This window comes from Methyloversatilis discipulorum (assembly GCF_000527135.1).
Lineage (GTDB): Bacteria > Pseudomonadota > Gammaproteobacteria > Burkholderiales > Rhodocyclaceae > Methyloversatilis > Methyloversatilis discipulorum.
Genome location: NZ_AZUP01000001.1, coordinates 2,126,061 through 2,147,591 on the forward strand (window position 1 = coordinate 2,126,061; position 21,531 = coordinate 2,147,591).

16 protein-coding genes are annotated in these 21,531 nt (G+C 64.5%); 2 read left to right on the top strand and 14 right to left on the bottom strand.

What is annotated here, in order from left to right; all coding sequences use genetic code 11:
• Positions 1 to 20: 20 nt before the first annotated feature.
• The 13 genes from METFAM1_RS21335 to METFAM1_RS0109860 form a co-directional block, all read right to left on the bottom strand.
• Positions 21 to 545 carry a pilin gene (locus tag METFAM1_RS21335; RefSeq protein ID WP_024300615.1) on the bottom strand — a complete coding sequence of 175 codons (525 nt, stop codon included), beginning with the start codon at positions 543 to 545 and terminating at the stop codon, positions 21 to 23.
• A 187-nt stretch (positions 546 to 732) separates the two neighbouring features.
• The gene (locus METFAM1_RS0109805; RefSeq protein ID WP_019919435.1) at positions 733 to 2,367 is read right to left on the bottom strand and encodes an HD family phosphohydrolase; all 1,635 of its coding nucleotides are present in this window, start codon (positions 2,365 to 2,367) and stop codon (positions 733 to 735) included.
• 13 nt (positions 2,368 to 2,380) lie between these two features.
• Positions 2,381 to 4,753: a GspE/PulE family protein gene (locus METFAM1_RS0109810; RefSeq protein WP_019919436.1), complete on the bottom strand. Its 2,373-nt coding sequence runs from the start codon at positions 4,751 to 4,753 to the stop codon at positions 2,381 to 2,383.
• Between the two features lie 54 nt (positions 4,754 to 4,807).
• A complete protein-coding gene (locus tag METFAM1_RS0109815) occupies positions 4,808 to 5,575 on the bottom strand; it encodes an MBL fold metallo-hydrolase (RefSeq protein WP_024300616.1) in 768 nt (255 codons plus the stop codon).
• 33 nt (positions 5,576 to 5,608) lie between these two features.
• Positions 5,609 to 7,846: a CHASE2 domain-containing protein gene (locus METFAM1_RS0109820; protein ID WP_019919438.1), complete on the bottom strand. Its 2,238-nt coding sequence runs from the start codon at positions 7,844 to 7,846 to the stop codon at positions 5,609 to 5,611.
• A 103-nt stretch (positions 7,847 to 7,949) separates the two neighbouring features.
• Positions 7,950 to 8,744 (bottom strand): FHA domain-containing protein, encoded by a 795-nt coding sequence (locus METFAM1_RS0109825; protein WP_024300617.1) that lies wholly within the window; start codon positions 8,742 to 8,744, stop codon positions 7,950 to 7,952.
• Between the two features lie 11 nt (positions 8,745 to 8,755).
• Complete coding sequence (locus METFAM1_RS0109830; RefSeq protein ID WP_024300618.1) at positions 8,756 to 9,529, bottom strand: Stp1/IreP family PP2C-type Ser/Thr phosphatase; 774 nt, start codon at positions 9,527 to 9,529, stop codon at positions 8,756 to 8,758.
• 31 nt (positions 9,530 to 9,560) lie between these two features.
• Complete coding sequence (locus METFAM1_RS0109835) at positions 9,561 to 12,152, bottom strand: CHASE2 domain-containing serine/threonine-protein kinase (RefSeq protein ID WP_019919441.1); 2,592 nt, start codon at positions 12,150 to 12,152, stop codon at positions 9,561 to 9,563.
• A 222-nt stretch (positions 12,153 to 12,374) separates the two neighbouring features.
• Positions 12,375 to 13,328, bottom strand: coding sequence for an ornithine cyclodeaminase family protein (locus tag METFAM1_RS0109840; RefSeq protein ID WP_019919442.1), 954 nt, complete (start codon positions 13,326 to 13,328; stop codon positions 12,375 to 12,377).
• 9 nt (positions 13,329 to 13,337) lie between these two features.
• Positions 13,338 to 14,078 (bottom strand): TerC family protein, encoded by a 741-nt coding sequence (locus METFAM1_RS0109845; protein ID WP_019919443.1) that lies wholly within the window; start codon positions 14,076 to 14,078, stop codon positions 13,338 to 13,340.
• A 125-nt stretch (positions 14,079 to 14,203) separates the two neighbouring features.
• Entirely contained in the window at positions 14,204 to 15,097 is an 894-nt protein-coding gene (gene sucD, locus METFAM1_RS0109850) for a succinate--CoA ligase subunit alpha (RefSeq protein ID WP_019919444.1), read from the bottom strand.
• Positions 15,098 to 15,111: 14 nt separating this feature from the next.
• On the bottom strand, positions 15,112 to 16,278 hold the full coding sequence (sucC, locus tag METFAM1_RS0109855) for an ADP-forming succinate--CoA ligase subunit beta (RefSeq protein WP_019919445.1): 1,167 nt from the start codon (positions 16,276 to 16,278) through the stop codon (positions 15,112 to 15,114).
• 180 nt (positions 16,279 to 16,458) lie between these two features.
• A complete protein-coding gene (locus METFAM1_RS0109860; protein WP_019919446.1) occupies positions 16,459 to 17,157 on the bottom strand; it encodes a fumarylacetoacetate hydrolase family protein in 699 nt (232 codons plus the stop codon).
• 125 nt (positions 17,158 to 17,282) lie between these two features.
• Between METFAM1_RS0109860 and METFAM1_RS0109865 the strand changes: the two genes are divergently transcribed.
• Positions 17,283 to 19,544 (top strand): type IV pilus assembly protein FimV, encoded by a 2,262-nt coding sequence (locus tag METFAM1_RS0109865; protein ID WP_232419719.1) that lies wholly within the window; start codon positions 17,283 to 17,285, stop codon positions 19,542 to 19,544.
• Positions 19,545 to 19,551: 7 nt separating this feature from the next.
• Here METFAM1_RS0109865 and METFAM1_RS0109870 read toward each other — a convergent pair whose 3' ends face one another.
• The gene (locus METFAM1_RS0109870; RefSeq protein ID WP_019919447.1) at positions 19,552 to 20,298 is read right to left on the bottom strand and encodes a Nif3-like dinuclear metal center hexameric protein; all 747 of its coding nucleotides are present in this window, start codon (positions 20,296 to 20,298) and stop codon (positions 19,552 to 19,554) included.
• A gap of 27 nt (positions 20,299 to 20,325) precedes the next feature.
• Between METFAM1_RS0109870 and METFAM1_RS0109875 the strand changes: the two genes are divergently transcribed.
• Positions 20,326 to 21,528 carry a Do family serine endopeptidase gene (locus METFAM1_RS0109875; protein ID WP_019919448.1) on the top strand — a complete coding sequence of 401 codons (1,203 nt, stop codon included), beginning with the start codon at positions 20,326 to 20,328 and terminating at the stop codon, positions 21,526 to 21,528.
• Positions 21,529 to 21,531: the final 3 nt, after the last annotated feature.

Genomic DNA, 21,531 nt, shown 5'->3' on the forward strand with positions numbered 1-21,531 from the left:
TCCTTCATGCGAAGCTCGGATCAGCCGCCCGAACTCGTGCTGGAGCTGGAGCTGGAGCTGGAGCTGCTTCCAGTGTCAAAACCCGTCTTCGACTTGTTACAACCAGATCCACCGGTCTGATAGGCCCACGTGATGCTCGTAGTGCCAACTGTACCAACCATGTTAAGAGTACAGCTACTCACCGATGAATTGCCAGTCAGAGGAAACGAAATTGTCCCCCCAACACCGCCAGTTCCCTCGGTCGAGGCAATGGTGCCGAGGGTAACAGCGCCGCCTGCAAAGCTCGTCGGAATCGTATAACCCGTCTTACCGGTAGCCGTCGCCAAGTCTTCGTTCGAATCGCAAGCTCCAGGCGATCCACCGTTGGTCTGAATGCACAGCGCTACATCAGTTCGGACGGATGCGAGACTTGCCACAGCATCCTGCCACTTCGCACGCGTAACGTAGTCCTGATACTGCGGAATCGCGATCGCCGCCAGAATGCCGATGATCGCGACCACGATCATCAGTTCGATCAGGGTGAAACCTTGCTGAACCTTTTTCATCACTCTCTCCTGTTGGAACGGAACGGGCGCGACTGCGCTCAGGGTGATATCGAGCAAGGCGGGTGCCAGCTTTAGCACTTTTTTACAGTTCGCTGAAACACAAGGATTTTTTGTTCCGAGCGCGGCGACACAGTTCGACACAGATGCTTCTGTCCTGCCGTTCACCGGCAGCATGTGACGAAAAACGTCAGTTCACTGCGTAGCCGGGGATGGCACTGAGGTCGACGTCGTCGATCTGTTCGGGGTCGAGATAGGTTTCCGCGTAGCGCAGATAGACCTGCTGGCGGACGAACACATCGAACAGGTCGGGGTCGATGTGGCCGTTCAGGCGGAACTTGCCGAGGATGTGCAGCGCTTCGGACAGCTTCATCGGCCGCTTGTAGGGCCTGTCCTTGGCGGTCAGCGCTTCGAAGATGTCGGCGATGCCCATCACGCGGGCCTGCACGCTCATCTGCTCACGGGTCAGTCCGCGCGGGTAGCCCTTGCCGTCCATCCGTTCGTGGTGGCCGCCAGCGTACTCCGGCACATTGGTCAGGTGCCGCGGCCAGGGCAGCGACTCGAGCATGCGTATCGTCGACACGATGTGGTAATTGATGATTTCGCGTTCGGCGCCGGTCAGCGTGCCGGCACGTATGGTCAGGTTCTCGACCTCGTCGGCGCTGAGGCAGGGGTAACGGGCGCCCTGGGCGTCGGTCCATGACCAGCGCCGGGCGATCGCGTGCACCCGTTCGACGTCGGCATCGCTCATCCGCTCCGAGCCGATGTTCGCCTGACGGAGGAAGGCGCGGTCGCCCTCGACCTCATTGAGCAGGTCGGCACTTTCGCGCTCGATCCGTGCGCGCGCAGCACTCGTCGTATCCGGGCCGAGCGCCATCTGCCGGCGCAAGGTGGCCAGTTCGATGTCGCGACGTATCAGTTCGAAGCGCGCATCGACCAGTTGGATGCGGTCAAATATGGTCTGCAGCTTGGTCGCCTTGTCGACCACGTGCACCGGCGTGGTCACCTTGCCGCAGTCGTGCAGCAGACCGGCGATCTTCAGCTCGTAGCGATCGGCGTCGGTCATCGTGAAGTCGGCCAGCGGGCCGTCGGTCGTGTCATTGACCGCTTCGGCCAGCATCATGGTCAGCGTCGGTACGCGCTGGCAGTGACCGCCGGTGTAGGGCGACTTCTCGTCAATGGCGTTGTTGATCAGCGTGATGAAGGACTCGAACAGCGCTTCGAGCTGGCTCACCAGTTGCCGGTTGGTCAGCGCGATGGCGGCCTGCGATGCCAGCGACTCGGCCAGCCGGCGGTCGGAATCGGAAAACACGCCGACCACGCCGGTCAGCGGATCGACGGCGTTGATCAGCTGCAGCACGCCGATCACCCGACCTTCGTGGTTCATCATCGGCACCGTCAGGAAGCTGGTCGAGCGGTAGCCGGTGCGGGCATCGAAGGCACGCGTGCCGGAGAAGTCGAAGCCCTCGGCCGCGTAGGCGTCGGCGATATTGACGGTACAGCGGTTCAGCGCGCAGTAGGCGGCGACCATGGACAGATTCGGCAGGCCGCCCGGCAGATGCAGCGGCAGCGGCGGAAACACGATGCGCTTTCCGCTGGTGCCGCCCATCGCGATGCCGATCGAGTCGGTACGCATGATTTCGAAGCGCAGGTGCTCGCCACTTTCGTCGGTGCGGTAGAGCGTGCCGCCGTCGGCGTGGGTGATGGCCTTGGCGGCGAGCAGAATCTTTTCGAGCAGGGCCTCGATATTGCGTTCGTTCGACAGTGCGGCGCCGATCTCGTTGAGATCCTCGAAGCGCCGCAGCAGGTCGTCGAACTTGTCCATGTGCCGCGACGCCTTACTTGATGCAGACCGCGCGGACCTGCTTCATGTCGGTCAGCCCGGACAGCACCTTTTCCATGCCGTCCATCTTCAGCGTGCGCATGCCCTCTTCCAGCGCTGTGGCGAGCATGGTGGCGACGCGTTCGCGCTCCTGGATGTTCTTCTTGATGCGGTCGGTACCGAGCATCAGTTCGTGCAGGCCGAGGCGGCCGCGATAGCCGGTATTGCTGCAGTCCGGGCAACCCTTCGGCCGATAAAGCGTGAAGCGCCCCTTGTCGTCGGCGTAGGCCTTGATCCAGTCCTTCAACACGCGATCCATCGCCCCTTCGGCGTCGACCTTGAAGTCGGCGGTGTTGCGCAGCTCCTCGCAGTACTCCTCAAGGAAGTGCTTCATTTCGGCAGCGTCCGGGTGATAGGCCTCCTTGCACTTCGGACACAGACGCTTGGCCAGCCGTTGGGCCAGGACACCGAGCAGCGCGTCGGCGAAGTTGAACGGATCCATGCCCATGTCGAGCAGGCGGACGATGGATTCCGGCGCGCTGTTGGTGTGCAGCGTCGAGAACACCAGGTGACCGGTCAGCGAGGCCTCGATGCCGATGGCCACGGTTTCCTTGTCGCGCATTTCGCCAACCATGATCACGTCCGGATCTGCGCGCAGGAAGGCGCGCATGATGGCAGCGAAATCAAGGCCAGCCTTCTTGTTGATCTGTACCTGACGCAATCCCTTCTGCGTGATTTCGACCGGGTCCTCGGCGGTCCAGATCTTGGTTTCCGGCGTGTTGATGTGGCTGAGGATGGAGTGCAGCGTGGTCGTCTTGCCGGAGCCGGTCGGACCGCACACGAAAAACAGGCCGTAGGGCTTGCTCACCGCCTCCTTCAACCGCGACAGGTTGTGCGGCAGCACGCCCAACTTGTCGATCGGTATCGGTTCGCCGGCGGCGAGGATACGCATCACGACGTCCTCGACGCCGCCCGCCGAAGGTATTGTGGCCACCCGCAGTTCGATGTCCAGCGGGCCGAACTTGCGGAACTTGATCTTGCCGTCCTGCGGCTTGCGGCGCTCGGAAATGTCGAGGTCGCACATGATCTTCAGGCGCGTGACCAGCGCGCTGCGGTAGCTGGCCGGCACCTCAATGTAGGGGTGCAGCGTGCCGTCCTTGCGGAAACGGACCTGGGTCTTGTCCTTGCCCGGACGCGGTTCGATGTGGATGTCGGATGCGCCCTGCTGGTAGGCGTCGATGATGATCTTGTTTACCAGCCGGACCAGCTCGTTGTCGGCAGCGGCGGTGACATCGTCACTGCCGACGTCATGCACCTCGTCCTCTTCCAGCATGTCGGAAAGCAGGTCGCCGACGCTGGTGTCGTCCATCGTCGAGCCGTAGAACTGATCCAGCGTCTGCACGAACTCCTTCGTGGTGGTGACGCGAAAGACCAGCTTGGCCTTCGGGAAGATGTTGTTGACGACGCGCGCCCCCTTCACCTTCTCCGGGTCGAGCGCGACGACGACGATGCCCTCGCTGGAATCTTCCACCGGCACCCACTGCTGCTCTTCGAGGTACTCGCGCTTCAGGTTCTTGATCAGGTCGAAGGGCTTTACCCGCTCGGGCTTGAAGGGCTCGTAGGCGACTCCGAAGAACTTCGACAGCGACGCACCGATCGCCAGCTGCTTGACCTGGAAATCGCGTACCAGCACGTCCTCGACATCGACGCCCTTGCGCCGCGCCGCACGCGAGGCGAGATCGAACTCCTGCGGTGACATGACGCCATCGACGACCAGGTAGTCGTATTTCGACTTGACCACGTGCGTCGGCTTGCTGCGTTGCTGGAAAGCCACCGCCAGCGTGTGCGCCATGCTCAGCAGGCCTTCTTCGGCCAGCGCCGAGAAAGGCTGGCCGGACTTGTTGTTGATCAGCTGGACCACGCCCAGCAGATCCTTCTTCTCGGGGTCGAGAATCGGCGCGACCAGCATCTGCTTGGTGCGGTAGCCGGTCTTCTTGTCCACGCCGTCGAGGAACTTCAGGCTGGACGAATGCGACCTCAGCTCGGCGTCGTCGTAGACGTCGCGGATGTTGAGCAGCTTGCGGCTCATGCCGACGAAGCCCGCGATCGACTGCTCGGTCAGCGGCAGGCGCAGATCCTTGAACGAATTCAGGCCGGTCTTGACCTTGGACACGATGGTCGACCGGTCGTCGCCCAACACGTAGATGGTCAGTCGATCAGCGTTGAACAGCGCAGAAATCTCCTGCGACAGTTCGAGCATGATCTCGTCGATATTGATGGTGGCGTGAATCTTGGTCGTCACGCCCTGCAGGTTCTTGAAGAACGCCAGCCGGCTCGACACATCGCTCATCGCGCCCAGATCGCTGGCCGGCGGTAGCACTGCACTCATTTGTTCACCTCGTCACCGCTGACCCGCGCGGCCAAGCTGCCGCGCCTCGAATGGTCAGAAGTCGAAAACATGATTGTTGCGCAACATGTGCGGCTTGCGCGAGCCGAGCGTGTCGGCAATCTCGCGCATGGTCATGTCCATCTGGCTTGGCTTCAGATGGGTGATGTAGATATCGGCCGGGTGACGCAGCTTCTCCAGCTCCCCCGAAAGCATGTCCGGACACAGGTGGCGCGACATCACGGCAAGCTGGCGGTCGCGGTCGGGAAAGGCTGTTTCGATGATCAGGTAGCGCAGGTCGGGCAAGGCATTGACGGCGTCCCAGAACTCGTCACACACGGTGGTGTCGCCGGAAAAGGCCAGCGTGCCGCCGGCCGAACGCACTGCGTAACCGACCGCCGGCACCGTATGCTGCGCCGGCAGCACGCGGATCGCCCGGCTACCCATGTCGATCTCGTCGCCGACTCGCAATTCGCGGAAAGTCATGAACGGTCGCTCGACCGACGGAATTTCGGTGAAATCCGGCCAGATCGACCAGTTGAAGATGTGGCGCCGCAGCACTTCGAGCGTCGGCGCCGTGGTCCACACGGTCAGCGGACGCGAACGCAATTCGCCCACCGTATCGACCATCAGCGGCAGGCAGGCGATGTGGTCCAGGTGGCTGTGGGTGACGAAAACGTGGTCAATGCGTGCCAGTTCGGCGATCGACAGGTCGCCCACCCCCGTTCCGGCGTCGATCAGGATATCGTCGTCGACAAGCAGCGAAGTGGTACGCAAATGCGCACCGCCTATGCCACCACTGCAACCGAGCACCCGTATCCTCATCTGTTTCCCGCGTGTAAGTCCGTTTTCGTCCGCCTACTTCGTATCAAAGGTACGCACGCCGTCCCAGCCCTTGCCGGGCGGCGAACGGCGATAGTGTCCGATCTGCTCCGCGTAGGAGCCGTACAGCACGCACCCCGGGTCCATGCGCTGCAGGTTGAAAAGGGTCAGTTCAGCCTGATCCCATTCCTGGTTCCTGAACTGGCGCAGCGCCTGATTCCACAACTTCAGCTCTTCCAGCCGCCCGCGATCGAAATCGGCTTCCATCGCCAGCGGCTCGTAGATCGATACCGGCTCGTCCTTGCCCTTCACCCGCACGCGATCCACCTCGCGGAACACGACGCCCTTGACGGCACGCCGCGTTTCATCGCCGACGAGAATGCCCACACCATACTGTTTGGTCAGTCCTTCGAGGCGCGACGCCAGATTGACCGCGTCACCCATCACAGTATAGGCCTTGCGTACTGGCGACCCCATGTCACCGACGGTGACCGTGCCGGTGTTCACACCGATGCCTATCTTCAGTTCCGGCCAGCCGCGCGCGGTCAGGTGACTGTTCAGTTCGGCCAGCCTCGACTGCATCTGCAACGCGGCCGTCACCCCGTGGATCGCGTGCGCGGGATCGTCCACCGGCGCCCCCCAGAAGGCCATGATCGCGTCGCCGATATATTTGTCGAGCGTACCGCGCTGATCCTGAATGACGAAAGTCATTGCGCCCAGGTATTCGTTCATGAGCTGCGTCAATTGCTTCGGTTCCAGCCCTTCCGAAATGCTGGTGAAGCCGCGGATGTCGGAAAACAGTATGGTCAGTTCGGCGTTGCGACCTTCCATGCTGTAGTGCTCGGGGTTGCGGCTCATTTCCTCGACCAGTTCGGGCGGCACGTACTGACCGAACATGCGTGCGAACTGCCGCTTCGAGCGCGATTCGAAGAAGTAGCCGTAGGACATGTTGAGCGCGTACAGCCCGACCACCAGCAGCAGGCTGGCCGCGATCGGCAGCACGAAGTCGGCGAACTGCCAGAACGCGAAATTCATGCCCAGCAGGAGCAGCAGCATGCCCGCCGACAGCAGCGTGGCATTCATCGGCGACAGGCGCGGCAGCGCCCACAACAGCAGGCCGCCGACCAGCAGCAGCACGACCACATCGAATCCGGTCACGTACTGGGGACGGTGCTTGATGTGCCCGTCCAGCATGCCGGCGATCAGGTTGGCGTGAATTTCCACCCCCGGATAGGTACTGCCGACCGGCGTCGCCCGCAGGTCGAGCAGGCCGGGCGCGGTCGTGCCCAGCAGGGCAACGCGCCCCTTCAGCGCATCGACCGGTGTGCGCCCGGCCAACACGTCGGCGAGAGAGTAGTAGGCGAAACTGCCCTGCGGACCGCGATAGGGAATCAGCGCGGCGACGTTTTCGTCGACCGGCAGGCGCAAGGTTCCGCGCGCGGACGGCAGCTCCAGCCACTCCAGCCCCGCGTAGTCGCGGGCGCTCACTCCAAACAGTCCGCCCTCGGCGTAGCCCGGAACCAGCTTGGGGCTGCCCAGCAGGGTGCGCACCACTGCCAGCGACAGCGACTCGTAATAGGCGCCCTTGTATTCGACCAGCATCGGCACGCGTCGGTTGAGCCCGTCGAAGTCAGGCAGCGGATTGAAATGACCTGCACCGAGTGCGGACGCCTGGAAAAGTGGCAGGTTGGCACCGAAGCTGTTGAAGCTGGCAAACGCGATGTTGCGGCCCCGGAAAGTCCCGGCCGGCAGCACCGGGTCGGGCAGCGCGCCACTGCTCAGTCCTTCGCCGCGATCGCTGAAGTAGTAGCCCAGCAGCACCGGACGGTTCTGCAGTGACGCGGCAAAGCGCTTGTCGTAATCGAGCTGTGGGCGCAGTCCGTCCAGCGCGGCGCGGAAGCTCTCGTTGTCGGCAAGTGGCCCGGTGGCCAGTCCTTCGAGCATCGGCAGACCTGAACTGGTATCGGGCTCGGCGAACACCACGTCGATGCCCAGCAGCATCACGCCATAGTGGTCGAACAGCTTGTCCATCAGCGTCGCCAGACGCTCCCGCCCCCAGGGCCAGCGGCCGACCTCGGCCAGCGAGCGCTCGTCGATGTCCAGGATGACCACCCTGTCGTCGCGCGTGCGCGGCATGGTCAGCGACAGCTTGGTGTCGTAGGCGATGTGGTCCAGATTGCCGAGAACCGGAATCTGGTAGAAGCGGGCGGCGTGCCCGAGCAGCACGAGCATCAGCACCAGGCCGATTCCGTACTTCAGCACGTGCTGATTCACCGCGCCGCCCCGGCTGGGGTCGGACGATCGGACCCCGGCCGGCAGGTGGCCGACCGGTCAGCGCAACGCGCAGGACTCAGCGACATGAGCGAGGCGTGCCGGCTCAGCGCTTGATGAAGAACTCCATCTTGACGCCCGCGATCTCGATCACGTCGTGATCGCTCAGCGGGTGCGCCTGGGCGTCCAGCTGGCTGCCATTGACCACCGGGAAGTTGGCGCCCTCGACGTGGGTGATGAAGTAGCCCTGCGGCCGCCGCGTGATCACCGCCACCTGCAGGCCGGGTTTGCCGAGTGTGGTCAGCGTTTTCGTCAGTTCCAGTTCGCGTCCGGCGTTTGCACCGTTGAGGATCTGGATGGCGCCGATCTGGTTCGGCGGTGCGGCGGGCGCCGCCGGCTGCGGCGGTGCGACCGGCGCGGGCGGCGGCATGCCACCCCCCATCGAAGTGCCCGCCGGCACCGAAGCGCCAGCGCGGAATCCGGCCTGCGTTTCGGTCGGCGAGCGCATCGGCACCACAGGCGGAGCAGTCGGTGCCTCGGCCGGCGGCTTGCGCATCATGTCGGGGCGCAGGACCATGGTCTTTTCGAAGTCAGGCGCCGGCGCCTGGGCAGGCGTGTCGTTGATGTACTTCAGGCGGTACTTGCCCAGTTCCACCACGTCGTTGTTCTGCAGGAAGTGCTTCTTGATCGGCTGCCCGTTCACATAGGTGCCGTTGGTGCTGTTCAGATCCTCAAGAAAGGAATCGTTGAGGATGGTGACGATGACCGCGTGCTCACCGCTGATCGCGAGATTGTCGATCTGGATGTCGTTGTGCGGCTTGCGCCCGATGGTCGTGCGCTCCTTGGCGAGCGGCAGCTCCTTGAGGACCAGACCATCCATGCTGAGTATGAGTTTTGCCATTTTCCAGTCCTTTACTTCAACCATGCGAGCAGTCGCGCAAGCCAGCCGCGCCGGGCAACCGGGAAAGGCTGCAGTACCTTGACCAGTATCACCGAAACGTTGTCGCGCCCGCCATTGTCGTTCGCCATCTGCACCAGCTGTTCGGCGGCCAGATCGAGATTGGCCGACAGCGCCTTCAGCGTCAGTTCGATGTCTTCGTTTTCGACCATGTCGTTCAGACCGTCTGAACAGAACAGGTAGACATCGCCGGTCTCGACCTCGTAGGTATGGATTTCCGGTTCGACCACCGGATCGACACCCAGCGCCCGGGTCACGAGATTCTTGTTCTGCGAGCGTCTGGCGTCTTCCTCCGTAATCATGCCGCTGTCGATTTGCTCCTGCAACAGCGAATGATCGCGCGTGACGCACTCGAAAACGTCGCCGCGAAGCCGGTACATGCGCGAGTCACCGATATGCGCAACGGATATGTGGTTGTCGCGGAACACCGCCATCACCAGCGTGGTGCCCATGCCTGAATACTGGGGCTGACTTTCGGCCGCGCGATAGATGGACTCGTTGGCGTGGCCGATCACCGCTTCCAGCAGTTCGGATATCGATTTGCGGCCTTCGCCGAGGCCCTGTTCGAGTTCGGTGCTGATCACCGCGGTGGCCATGCCGCTCGCCACCTCGCCGGCGTTGTACCCGCCCATGCCATCGGCGAGTACGGCCACGCCGATCGCGGGGTGGGTGGCGACGGCATCTTCGTTGTGCGTCCGCACCATGCCGGAGTCGGAGCGGCTGACCATCTGCAGTGAAGGGCTGAGATCCTGATTCATGTCAGATGCTGAAGTCGACCTGTGAGAGGGATTGGGTGAGGTTGCCAGCGCAGGTACGCAGGTCGGCCGCCATGTCGGAGCCGGTCTGGTAACGGGCGTCCGCGTCCTTGGCCAGCGCGCGGTCGATGATGGCGGACAGGCAGTCCGGCACGTCCGGCCGCAGGTCGCGGATGTCCGGGTGCTGTTCGTTGGCGATGCGGAACATGAGCTGCGCCATCGAATCCCCTTCGAAGGGCAGCTTGCCGCAGACCATCTGGAACAGCATCACGCCGAGCGAGAAGAGGTCGGAACGGCCATCGATCTTCTTGCCGGCCAGCTGTTCGGGCGACATGTAGGACGGCGTGCCAAGCACCATGCCGGTCTTGGTGCGCGACGAGTCGGTGATGCGCGCGATGCCGAAATCGGTCACCTTGACCTGGTCCGATTCGGCTTCGTACATGATGTTGGCCGGCTTCACGTCGCGGTGCACGACGTTGTTGCCGTGCGCATAGGCGAGCGCGTCTGCCACCCGGGCGGCGATGTCCATCACCTTGGGCAGCGGCATCAGGTGGCCCGGCTTGGTCTGCGGCACCAGATCGCGCCCCTTCAGGAACTCCATCGCGATGTAGGCCAGATCGTGCTCTTCGCCGGCGTCGAAGATGGTGACGATGTTCGGGTGGTTCAGACGGCCGGCCGTCTCGGCCTCGCGGAAGAAGCGCTCCTTCACGTCGGCCAGTTCTTCCTCGTCGAATTCCTGCGACAGCGCCATCGTCTTGATCGCGACCACGCGGTTGATCTTCGGGTCGCGGCCCAGATAGACCACGCCCATCGCACCCTTGCCCAGTTCCTTCTCGACCTGATAGCGGCCCAGCATCGGTTTTTCGACCGTGCCGTCCTCGAGGATGCTGGTATTGGTGCGCCCGCCCCCACCGCCGCCCAGCATGACGGTTTCCGACATCGCCTTGGCCCGCTTGACCCGGGTTTCCAGATCCTTGAACTTCGGATTGAAGTCGGCCATGTGGCGGAACACCGATTCCGCCTTGTTGAACTGGCGCTTGCGCTCGAAATCGAGAGCCAGGTTGTACAGGTTTTCCATCACCGCATCGGACAGCGGCACCTGGCGGAACTTGTCCCAGGCCATGTCGAGCTGGCCCTGACCCTGGAAAGCCAGCGCCAGCATGCGGTTGGATTCGGCCGACTGCTCGTCCGACTTCACCTTGCCGCGCTCGGTCACCAGGAAGCGCTTGGTCGTCAGCAGCAGGTGGCCGACCAGCAGCAGCGTCGCCGGCAGCATCAGTTGCAGCCACATGAGCTGACCGGTCATCAGCACGAAGTGGGTGGCCAGCAGCGCGACGAACAGCGCCGCCGTGACGCCGGCGCCCAGCCCGGCCTTCAGTCGCGGCAACAGCACGATCAGGTAGAGGGCGATCAGCAGGAACACGCCGAACTCGGCCGCCCAGGCCCAGGACGGCGACACGAAGAAGTGTTCCTGCAGGATGCTGGACAGCCCGTGCGCCATCACCTCGACCGAAGACATGGCCGGCGACACCGGTGTGGCGTAGAAATTGCCGATGCCGGGTGCGGTCTGGCCGATCAGCACGATCTTGTCGCGATACTTGTCGAGCGGAATCTTGCCGCTCATCACGTCGAAGAAGGAATCGACCGGGAATGCGGCGCGACCGTCCGTGCCCTGGTAATAGAAGCTGTACATGCCGAGACCGGGGTCGGTGGCAACCTGCAGGCGTCCAAGCGTGACCGATTCGCCGAGCTTCACGCGGATGTCGTCGACGCCGAGGTTCAGGCTTTTTGCGGCGATCAGCAGCGGCAGCGAAGGATAGAGCTGATCGAAATGAGTCATCACCAGCGGCTGCAGACGCAGGCCACCGTCGCGATCGATCGACGGATTCAGGTGGCCGACCGCGGCCGCCACCTTGCCCAGCGGCTCGATCACGCCGGCCGACACGTCCAGCGTCAGCGGCGGCAGCGGTTCGCTGCCTTCGACATTCTTCAACGCCATCCGGCGCACGAACTCGGGCAAAGGCTTGTCCGGCCGACCCTGCGGCTCGCCATCGAGGAAGAGCATGGGCAGCGCCACGTTGCCGGCCCGGGCGACACTGTCCGCAAGCTGGCGGTCCGTATTCAGTGCGACCTCGGCTTCACGCAACACGGCCGAGAAGGCGTCCAGCGATTCGGCGGCGGGCGGCGCCTGCTCCCCCTCGCCTTCCACTGGCGGTACCGTGGCGGCCGCGCGTACCTGCGACTCGATGGCCAGCAGCTTGTTGATGTAGGCCAGACCGGGGTCGATCTGAGGTTCAGCGAAGAAGATGGTGGTACCGACCACCTTGGACTGCGCCTGCGCCAGCTTGTCGATCATGCGCGCGTGCACGTCGCGCGACCACGGCCAGCGGCCGATGTTGTCGATGCTCTGCTGGTCGATCGCGATAATGGCGATGCGCGGACTGGGTGTGCGCTCGGTTGCGCTGACCCCGACATCGTAGGCCTTGCGCTCGAGGCTCTGGATCAGGTCGGACTGGGCGGAGAACAGGAAAAGCAGGCTGATGACGACGCCAAGGAACCAGTCGGTCTTCCAGATAGCGGCCTTGGTCACGCTCACCCCCGCAAAGTTGTCGCGCCCCCGGAGACGGGTGACGGTGCCTGTCGGCTTGTTGTGTATGCCATCCGCTCTCGCGTCGGCGAACTCACGCGGAAAAACAGACGCCTGTCACATATTCTTGCAGTTCAGCCTCAACACAGTCAAACGGCGGTTGGCGCGACGCGGTGGAATTTCACGCTTGCCGTGCCGAATCCGCTGCGCCGCGGAAATCAGGCGCGCAAATCAATAGGGAAGATCGCGTCCAAGACCGGCGGCGCGGGCTTTGTCGACCACGCGCGCGGCGAGTACCAGATCCTGTATCGCCATGCCCTGGGATTCGAACAGCGTGATGTCGGCTGCGCTGCGTCGCCCTGGCCGCATGCCGACCAGCAGTTCGCCCAGTTCTGTCATGCCGTACTCGTTCAGGCGACCTTTTTCCAGCGCCGGCAGCAGGTCGCCGGATTCACGCAAGGCGGTCGCGCGCGCATCGACCGCGATCACGGCGGCGCGACGTATCGTGGCTTCATCGATTTCGCGGCGGATCAGCGCATTCGATCCGGCGGCGGTGACGTGCACGCCTTCGCCGAGCCAGCGGCCGTCAAACAGCGGATCGGTCGCGGTGGTGATGGTGACCACCACGTCAGCCGCTCGCACGGCCGATTCGATATCGTCGGCCGGCACGATGTCGCGTCCGAGCCGCTGCGACTGCTCCGCGCAGAAGGCTTCGAGCTTGTCGCGCTTGCGCGCCACCACCTGAATGCGTTCGATGTTGCGCACCGCGCACAGCGCCTCGATCTGGCTGCGTGCCTGCCAGCCGGCACCGAAAACGACCGCCGCGCGCGCGTCTTCACGCGACAGCACGCGGGCGGCCAGTCCGCCGGTCGCGCCGGTGCGCATCATGCCGAGGTAGTCGGCTTCCAGCACGGCCAGTGGCCGGCCGTTGGCGACATCGAACAGATGCACCCAGAAACGCGCGCCCTCTCGGCTGGTCGTGTAGCTCTTGTAGCCCATCACGCCGAGCGGCAGCACCGCACCGTGCAGGATGTGCAGCGCCGAACTCGGCGTGCGGCTGCGCGCGCGCGGCGTGTCGATGGCATCGCCGGTGGCATGCCAGCGATGGGCATCCTCGACCGCGACAAGAGCGTCCTGCAGGGAGAGCACCTGCCGGACCTCGTCTTCGGTGAGGTAAAGCGCCATGTCGATTCCTTACTGGATCGGGAAATCGACCGGCTTCTGGCGAGAGGCAATGATCTTGCCCACCGCCAGCACCAGCAGCGCTCCGACGATGCCGGCGCCGTAGCGCACCAGGGCCGCCGCTTCCGGCTTGTCGACCGTGCTGGCCGCGTCAAGCGGCACGTAGGGCAGGATGGCCGGGTCGGTCACCGCCATCGTGCCGGCGATCCAGCCGAGCAGCATGGCGCCCAGCGTGACGATGAAGGGGTAGCGCGTCATCAGTCCCAGCACCAGCTGGCTGCCCCAGACGATGATGGGGATGGACACCAGCAGGCCGAAAATGACCAGCGGCAGCTGATGGTCGCCGCCCGCGCCTTCGGCGGCGCCGGCAATCGCGATCACGTTGTCCACGCTCATCACCAGATCAGCCACGATGACGGTCTTCACCGCGCCCCACAGCTTGTCGCTGGGCTTGATGTTGGCGTGCTCGTCGTCGTCCTCCGGCATCAACAGCTTGATACCGATCCAAAGCAGCAGCAGTGCGCCGACCAGTTTCAGGTAGGGCACCTTGAGCAGGGTCAGCGCGAACATGATGAGGATCACGCGCAGGAACACCGCACCGGCCGTGCCCCACATGATGCCCAGCTTGCGCTGCGCCGGCGGCAGCTTGCGGCAGGCGAGCGCGATCACGACCGCGTTGTCGCCGCCCAGCAGGATGTCGATCATGATGATCTGGCCAACGGCAAGCCAGAATTCGGGAGAAGAGAAATCCATCGTGTTGCGCCCGGAATGCGAAAGCGCGGATTCTACCGACAGAGTTTCATGACGGGCACAAATGAAAAGGGCCACCGCTTGCGCGATGGCCCTGTGCACTGCAACAACAACTCAGTGCTTCAGGATCAGAGCAGACCCTTGAGCAGCTTGCCCATTTCCGACGGATTGCGCGTCACGGTGAAGCCGCACTCTTCCATGATGGCGAGCTTGGCGTCGGCGGTGTCGGCACCGCCCGAGATCAGCGCACCGGCGTGGCCCATGCGCTTGCCCGGGGGCGCGGTGACGCCTGCGATGAAGCCGACGATGGGCTTCTTCATGTTCGCCTTGCACCACTGCGCCGCTTCCGCCTCATCCGGACCACCGATCTCGCCGATCATGATCACCGCATCGGTGTCCGGATCGTCGTTGAACATGCGCATCACGTCGATGTGCTTGAGCCCGTTGATCGGGTCGCCGCCGATGCCGACCGCGCTCGACTGGCCGAGGCCGATCTCGCTCAGCTGGCCGACCGCTTCGTAGGTCAGCGTGCCGGAGCGGCTGACCACGCCGATGCGGCCCTTCTTGTGGATGTGGCCCGGCATGATGCCGATCTTGATTTCGTCCGGCGTGATCAGGCCCGGGCAGTTCGGACCCAGCAGCAATGTCTTCTTGCCGCCGGCCGCTTCCTTGGCCTTCATCTTGTTGCGCACCATCAGCATGTCACGCACCGGAATGCCTTCGGTGATGCAGATGACCAGGTCGAGGTCGGCTTCGACCGCTTCCCAGATCGCCGCGGCCGCGCCCGGAGGCGGCACGTAGATGACCGAAACGGTGGCGCCGGTGGCGGCCTTCGCTTCAGCCACGGTGGCGTGGATGGGGATGCCTTCGAAGTCCTCGCCGGCCTTCTTCGGATTCACGCCGGCGACGAAACAGTTCGCGCCATTGGCGTAGTCGCGGCACATGCGGGTGTGGAACTGGCCCGTCTTCCCGGTGATGCCCTGGGTGATGACCTTGGTGTCCTTGTTGATCAGAATCGACATATCTGGTTCTCCCCTCAGTGTCCGGCCACGGCGGCAACGATCTTCTGTGCCGCATCCGCCATGCTGTCGGCCGAAATGATGGGCAGACCCGAGTCCGCCAGAATCTGCTTGCCCAGTTCTTCGTTGGTGCCCTTCATGCGCACCACCAGCGGCACCGTCAGGTGCACTTCGCGCGCCGCAGCGACGACGCCGGTCGCGATGGTGTCGCAGCGCATGATGCCGCCGAAGATATTCACCAGGATGCCGCGCACGTTCGGGTTGCGCAGCATGATCTTGAACGCCTCGGTCACCTTCTCGGTGGTGGCACCGCCGCCCACGTCGAGGAAGTTGGCCGGCTCGGCGCCGTACAGCTTGATCACGTCCATGGTGGCCATGGCCAGACCGGCACCATTCACCAGGCAGCCGATGTTGCCGTCCAGCGACACATAGCTCAGGTCGAACTTCGACGCCTCGATCTCTGCCGCGTCCTCTTCGTCGAGGTCACGGAAGGCCACGATGTCTTCGTGACGGTAGAGCGCGTTCGAATCGAAATTGAACTTGGCGTCCAGCGCCTTGATGTTGCCGTTGCCTTCGAGAATCAGCGGATTGATTTCCGCCAGCGAGGCATCGGTTTCCATGTAGCAGGTGTACAGCTTCTTGAAGGTGTCGATCGCCTGCGCCTGCGACGCGGCGGGAACGCCGATGCCGTCGGCCAGCTCCTTGCCCTGCGCGTCGGTCATGCCGACCAGCGGGTCGATGAACACCTTGATGATCTTTTCCGGGGTGTTGTGGGCGACTTCCTCGATGTCCATGCCGCCTTCCGACGAGGCCATCATCGCCACCTTCTGCGTCGCGCGATCGGTCAGCGCGGCGACGTAGTATTCCTTCTTGATGTCGGCGCCTTCCTCGATCAGCAGGCGACGGACCTTCTGGCCTTCCGGGCCGGTCTGGTGCGTGACCAGCTGCATGCCCATGATCTGCTTCGCGAATTCGCGCACCTCGTCGAGCGACTTGGCCACCTTGACGCCGCCGCCCTTGCCTCGGCCACCGGCGTGGATCTGCGCCTTGACCACCCAGACCTTGCCGCCCAGCGATTCCGCTGCGGCCACAGCCTGGTCAACCTCGAAAACCGGTACTCCGCGCGGCGTGACCACACCGAAACGGCGCAATACCTCCTTCGCCTGATACTCATGGATCTTCATGCGTATTCCTCGCCTTGTTGTCTGCACAGGATGGTGAAACGCCCGCTTCGGGTTGTAGCCCTCACGAGTCTTGTTGCGCATCGCGACGCCGGTTGGCGGTCGATACCCGCATTCCGGCGTGCGGGCCGGACCACGTAATCCATAATTATACAGAGCAACGCTGCACTGCAGCGAAACAATTCAGCTCAGCGCGGGGGTGATATCGATCCGCAGTCCGCCGACACCGGCAATCGCGGCGCTGACATGATCGCCGGGCAGAAGCGCCGACACGCCAGCCGGCGTGCCGGTGAACAACAGATCGCCAGCGCGCAGTTCAACCAGGCGCGACAGGCGCTCGATCAGCGTTTCGACGTCGAGGATCATGTCGGACAGATCGCCCCGCTGACGTACCTGCCCATTCACCGACAGTTCGATCGCCCCGCTGCGCGGATGCCCGCAGACGCTGGCCGGCACCAGTTCGGACACCGGCGCGCTGAAGTCGAAACCCTTGCCCATGTCCCACGGTTGCCCCTTGTCACGCGCCGCGCGCTGCAGGTCGCGGCGCGTCAGGTCGAGGCCGACGCCATACCCATATATGGCGGCGCGCGCCTGCGTCGCGTCGAGATTGCGGCCGCCGGCATGCAGCGCGACCACCAGTTCGACCTCGTGCTGCAGGTCCGACGTCACCGACGGATAGGGCACCGAGGCCGGCGCGCAGACCAGCGCGTCGGCCGGTTTGGAGAAAAAGAAGGGCTGCTCCTGGGTCGGGTCATGGCCCATCTCGCGCGCGTGGTCGGCGTAGTTGCGACCGACACAGTAGATGCGTCGCACCGGGAAACGCATCTCGGAATCGCGGATCGGCAAGGTGGGCAGAGAAAGTTCGAACAGCATCGGGAACATGCGGGCTCCAGCGGAATTGTCGCGACACACAATTTTGCCTGTTCCCGCATCGCCTTGTCTGGTGCGGCTCACGAAAGCACGCGCCACTAAAGTAAAGTTTCCCCTCGGGCTGCCGAAAAACACACATGATCACGGATCGCCACCTGCATTCCGGCACGGAGTTTCCTCAATTGCATACGCCAGGCACTGCGTTCGAACTCACACGGTCGCGGCTGCGCCCGACGCTGCTCGCGGCCGCGCTGCTGGCCGTCGGTCTGCACGCGCCGCACGCACTGGCGCTGGGACTCGGGCCGATCAAGGCACGGTCGGCGATCGGTGAGCCATTCCGTGCGGAAATTTCATTGCTAGGCAGTGGTGACGACGTGCCTGCAAGCAGCTGTTTTTCGATCGACGTGCCGGCTTCGGCGGGCGCCGACGACCTGCCCTGGCTCACCGCCGGACGCATCCGTACGCAGGGGCGCACCGTTTTCATCAGCAGCGGCACGCCGGTCAACGAGCCCATCCTGATGGTCGGCGTCCGCATCGGCTGCGGCCACGAAGTGGTCCGCGAGTACACCGTGCTGATGCAGCCGATCACCGCGGCACCGGACAGTCCGCCGGCCGAAGCACCTGTACCGCGTGAGCGCGCCCGGCCGGTCGCTGTGCCCGCCACCGACGCAGCGCAGGCGACGGCGGGCGAGGTCGAGCCGGCGCCGGCCAAGCCGCGTGCCGCGCGCAAACCGCGCCGTACCGAAGCGACACAGCCGGCCGGTGATCGCCTCTTCGTCGCCCCCGGTCTGGATTCAGGCAACGGTCTGAAGATGTCGGGCGGCATGGCAGCGCGGCCGGAGGCCAGCGAAGCCCAGCGCGAAGCGCTGCGCACGGAACAGAAGCTGCTCGCCGCACTGGACGAGCAGATCGCCACTCATCTTGCGATCGCCGACAAGGTGAAACAGCTGGAGGCGCGGCTGGAAGCGCTGCAGAAGCAGCTCGACCGCAGCAGCGGCGCGCTGGACATCGCCCGTGCGCCAGCGGCACCGCTCGCCGAAACGCCCCCCCCACCGCCCGTGACGGCCGAAACGCCCGTCGACAGCGCGGCCCCGGTCGTGGAACAGCCTGTCGACGTCGAGGAGGAGGTAGCCGAAACGCCGCCCCCGCCGCCCGGCCTGACCAACGAGCCGGTCAAGGTGATCACCAAGCTGCCGCCGGACACCCCGGCCGATGCAGAACCTGTTGCACCCGGCATGAACTGGATGGTCGCCGGTCTGGGCCTGCTCGCCGCCGGCGCCGTGCTCGGTGGTGGCTGGCTGTGGCGCCGCCGCGCCCAGGCCGTCGCCGAAGCCAGCGCCCGCCGCCAACGGGAGATCGAAGCCAGTCTCGCCAACACCGCGCCGCCGCGCCGGCGCGACCAGCGCGCGGCCGACACCGAATACTCCCAGGGCGACGCCGACGCGCCACCGGTTTTCGCCGACATTCCCGCACCGAGCTGGTCACGCCCGGCTCGCGCCGATGACACGCCGCCCGAGCAGCGCACCACACCGGCGATGGCGCAGGCAGTGGTGTCGTCCATCGGTTACTTCCCGGGCGAAGCGCCGGCCGACCACATGGAGGACATGCGGATCCAGGCCCGGGCGAGCGATGTTGAAGCGACGCCGCAAGTCGCCGAGCAGGATCCACTTTCGGTGGTCGATGGGTCGAGCGTCGATTTCGAACTGGCCCCCGAAGCGGCGACCGAAGATCGCAAACCCGCGCGTCTGGACCTCGAGTTCGATACCTTCGTCGGCTCGGCCAGCAGCGCAGGCGCCGGCGACAGCGCCGTCGCGGTGACGAGTGGGCCGCGTCTGGTCAGCAGCAATACCGGCATTCCGCCGAGCAGCACGCTGAGCATCGACCAGAGTGCCCCGCCGGCCAACGAGGAAGCACCGCCGTCGCACGAACACGTGCTCGAACTGGCCGAAATCATGATGTCCTTCGGTCGCGCCGAGGGCGCGGCGCAGACCTTGTCCGAGTTCCTGCGCGACTACCCGAAGGAATCGCTGATCCCGTGGCTCAAGCTGCTCGACCTCTATCACAAGAGCGGACGGCGCGGCGAGTACGACGATCTGGCGCCCAAACTGAACCGCGCCTTCAACGTGAAAGTGCCCGACTGGGAACACTTCAACGGCCCGATCACCTCGGAATCGGTCGAGCAGTTCGCGCACATCATGGCGCGCGTCAACGCCACCTGGCCGAACCAGGACTGTCTGGACTACCTGACCGAACTGCTGCGCGACAACCGCGCCGGTACCCGTGTCGGCTTCCCGCTCGGCGTGATCGACGACATCCTGCTGCTGAAGAGCATGCTGGAGTGGCTGATCGCGAATCCGCCGGTCACCAACACCAGCGCATCCCGCCTCGCGCTGCTCTAGGGCGCAGTCACGCCGGGTTGTCGATATCGACGAACTCGACCTGGAGTCCGCAGTTCCGCGCCAGATGTTCGCCCAGCGCCCGCACGCCGTAGCGCTCGGTCGCATGATGACCGGCGGCGATGTAGGGCACACCCGATTCGCGCGCCGTATGCGTCGTCTGTTCCGAAATCTCGCCGGACAGATAGAGGTCGGCCCCGGCGTCGATCGCCTGTTCGAACATGCCCTGCGCGCCGCCCGTGCACCAGGCGACCCGCCGCACCGTGCGCTGGGCGTCACCAACCAGCAGCGGCGTGCGACCCAGCGCGGCGCCGAAACGTTCAGCCAGCTCACCGGCACTTGCCGGCGCGGCCGGTTCGCCTATCCACAGCAGCCCCTGCTCGCCGGCGACGGCGGTCGGCGTCAGGCCCAGCACGCGGCCGAGCTGGGCGTTGTTGCCCAGTTCGGGGTGCGCGTCCAGCGGCAGGTGGTAAGCGAACAGATTGATGTCATACGCCAGCAAGCGGGCGATACGTGCGCGCCGCATGCCGGTGATACGGCCGTCCTCGCCACGCCAGAACCACCCGTGATGCACGACGATGGCCTGCGCACCACGTTCGATGGCGGCGTCGATCAGCGCCAGGCTGGCGGTGACACCACACACCACCTGGGCGACCTCCTGCGTGCCTTCCACTTGCAGGCCGTTTGGGCAATAATCCTTGAAGCGCGCGGCATCCAGCAGGTCATCCAGATGTCGTTGCAGCTGCGTCCTGTCCATTCTTCCCCCGTTTCTGGTTGCCGAATTATGCAGCGTCTGTGGCTGGTCTTTGCTCAATCGGTCACTGCCGCCCTGGCCGTGCTCTTCGTCGTCGCGACGCTGAAACCGGAATGGCTGCCGAGCCGTTCGACAACGGTACCGAACGGTACGCCGACGGCACCCTCGATCAGCACGCTGCTGCCCGAACTGCCCCCGGTCACGACGCGCATCGAAGCCGCGAAAGTCGTGAGCTACGCCGATGCCGCGCAGAAAGCCCTGCCCTCGGTGGTGCACATTTTCACCACCAAGGCGGTGCGCACACCGCAGCACCCGCTGATGAACGATCCGGTGTTCCGTCACTTCTTCGGCGACCGCCTGGGCAGCCAGCCGCAGCGCCAGATGGGGCTGGGTTCCGGCGTCATCGTCAGCGAGGATGGCGTGGTGCTGACCAATAACCACGTGGTCGAGGCGGCCGACGAGATCGAGGTATCGCTGAACGACGGCGGCAAGTACCCGGCGACGCTGATCGGCAGCGACCCCGAATCCGACCTCGCCGTCCTGCGCGTCAAGGCGCCGACCAAGCTGCCTGCAGCCAGTTTCGGTGACAACGACGCACTGCGCATCGGCGACGTCGTACTGGCCATCGGCAATCCTTTTGACGTCGGCCAGACCGTCACCATGGGCATCGTGTCCGCGCTCGGCCGCTCGCAACTGGGCATCAACACCTTCGAGAACTTCATCCAGACCGATGCCGCCATCAACCCCGGCAACTCCGGCGGCGCACTGATCGACGCCAACGGCAATCTGGTCGGCATCAACACCGCCATCTACTCACGCAGCGGCGGTTCGCTCGGCATCGGCTTCGCGATTCCTGTCAGCACCGCACGCAGCGTGATGGAACAGATCGTCGCCAGTGGCTCGGTCACCCGCGGCTGGGTCGGCGTCGAAGTGCAGGAGCTGACGCCGGAACTGGCCGAAAGCTTCAAGTACCCGATGAGCGGCGGCGCACTGATCGCCGGTGTGATGCGCGGCAGCCCGGCCGACCGCGGCGGTGTGCGGCCGGGTGACGTGCTGCTCGAGGTCGACGGCAAGAAGGTGAAGGACGCCAGTGGCATGCTGCAGCTGATCGCCGCGCTGGTGCCCGGCCAGCAGGCGACGCTGAAGGTCTATCGCAGCGGCGGCGAGCGCGACGTCGTCGTAAACGTCGGCAAGCGGCCGATCAACGGCGTCGCCGCGAAGAACCGCGAGTAAGGG

Excerpts from the sequence above, each read along its gene's own strand:
- METFAM1_RS0109870 (WP_019919447.1), bottom strand. The coding sequence starts at position 20,298 with ATGGACAGGACGCAGCTGCAACGACATCTGGATGACCTGCTGGATGCC.
- METFAM1_RS0109825 (WP_024300617.1), bottom strand. The coding sequence starts at position 8,744 with ATGGCAAAACTCATACTCAGCATGGATGGTCTGGTCCTCAAGGAGCTG.
- METFAM1_RS0109830 (WP_024300618.1), bottom strand. The coding sequence starts at position 9,529 with ATGGTCAGCCGCTCCGACTCCGGCATGGTGCGGACGCACAACGAAGAT.
- METFAM1_RS0109845 (WP_019919443.1), bottom strand. The coding sequence starts at position 14,078 with ATGGATTTCTCTTCTCCCGAATTCTGGCTTGCCGTTGGCCAGATCATC.
- METFAM1_RS0109840 (WP_019919442.1), bottom strand. The coding sequence starts at position 13,328 with ATGGCGCTTTACCTCACCGAAGACGAGGTCCGGCAGGTGCTCTCCCTG.
- METFAM1_RS0109805 (WP_019919435.1), bottom strand. The coding sequence starts at position 2,367 with ATGGACAAGTTCGACGACCTGCTGCGGCGCTTCGAGGATCTCAACGAG.
- METFAM1_RS21335 (WP_024300615.1), bottom strand. The coding sequence starts at position 545 with ATGAAAAAGGTTCAGCAAGGTTTCACCCTGATCGAACTGATGATCGTG.
- METFAM1_RS0109810 (WP_019919436.1), bottom strand. The coding sequence starts at position 4,753 with ATGAGTGCAGTGCTACCGCCGGCCAGCGATCTGGGCGCGATGAGCGAT.
- sucD (WP_019919444.1), bottom strand. The coding sequence starts at position 15,097 with ATGTCGATTCTGATCAACAAGGACACCAAGGTCATCACCCAGGGCATC.
- sucC (WP_019919445.1), bottom strand. The coding sequence starts at position 16,278 with ATGAAGATCCATGAGTATCAGGCGAAGGAGGTATTGCGCCGTTTCGGT.
- METFAM1_RS0109875 (WP_019919448.1), top strand. The coding sequence starts at position 20,326 with ATGCAGCGTCTGTGGCTGGTCTTTGCTCAATCGGTCACTGCCGCCCTG.
- METFAM1_RS0109860 (WP_019919446.1), bottom strand. The coding sequence starts at position 17,157 with ATGTTCCCGATGCTGTTCGAACTTTCTCTGCCCACCTTGCCGATCCGC.
- METFAM1_RS0109865 (WP_232419719.1), top strand. The coding sequence starts at position 17,283 with ATGATCACGGATCGCCACCTGCATTCCGGCACGGAGTTTCCTCAATTG.
- METFAM1_RS0109815 (WP_024300616.1), bottom strand. The coding sequence starts at position 5,575 with ATGAGGATACGGGTGCTCGGTTGCAGTGGTGGCATAGGCGGTGCGCAT.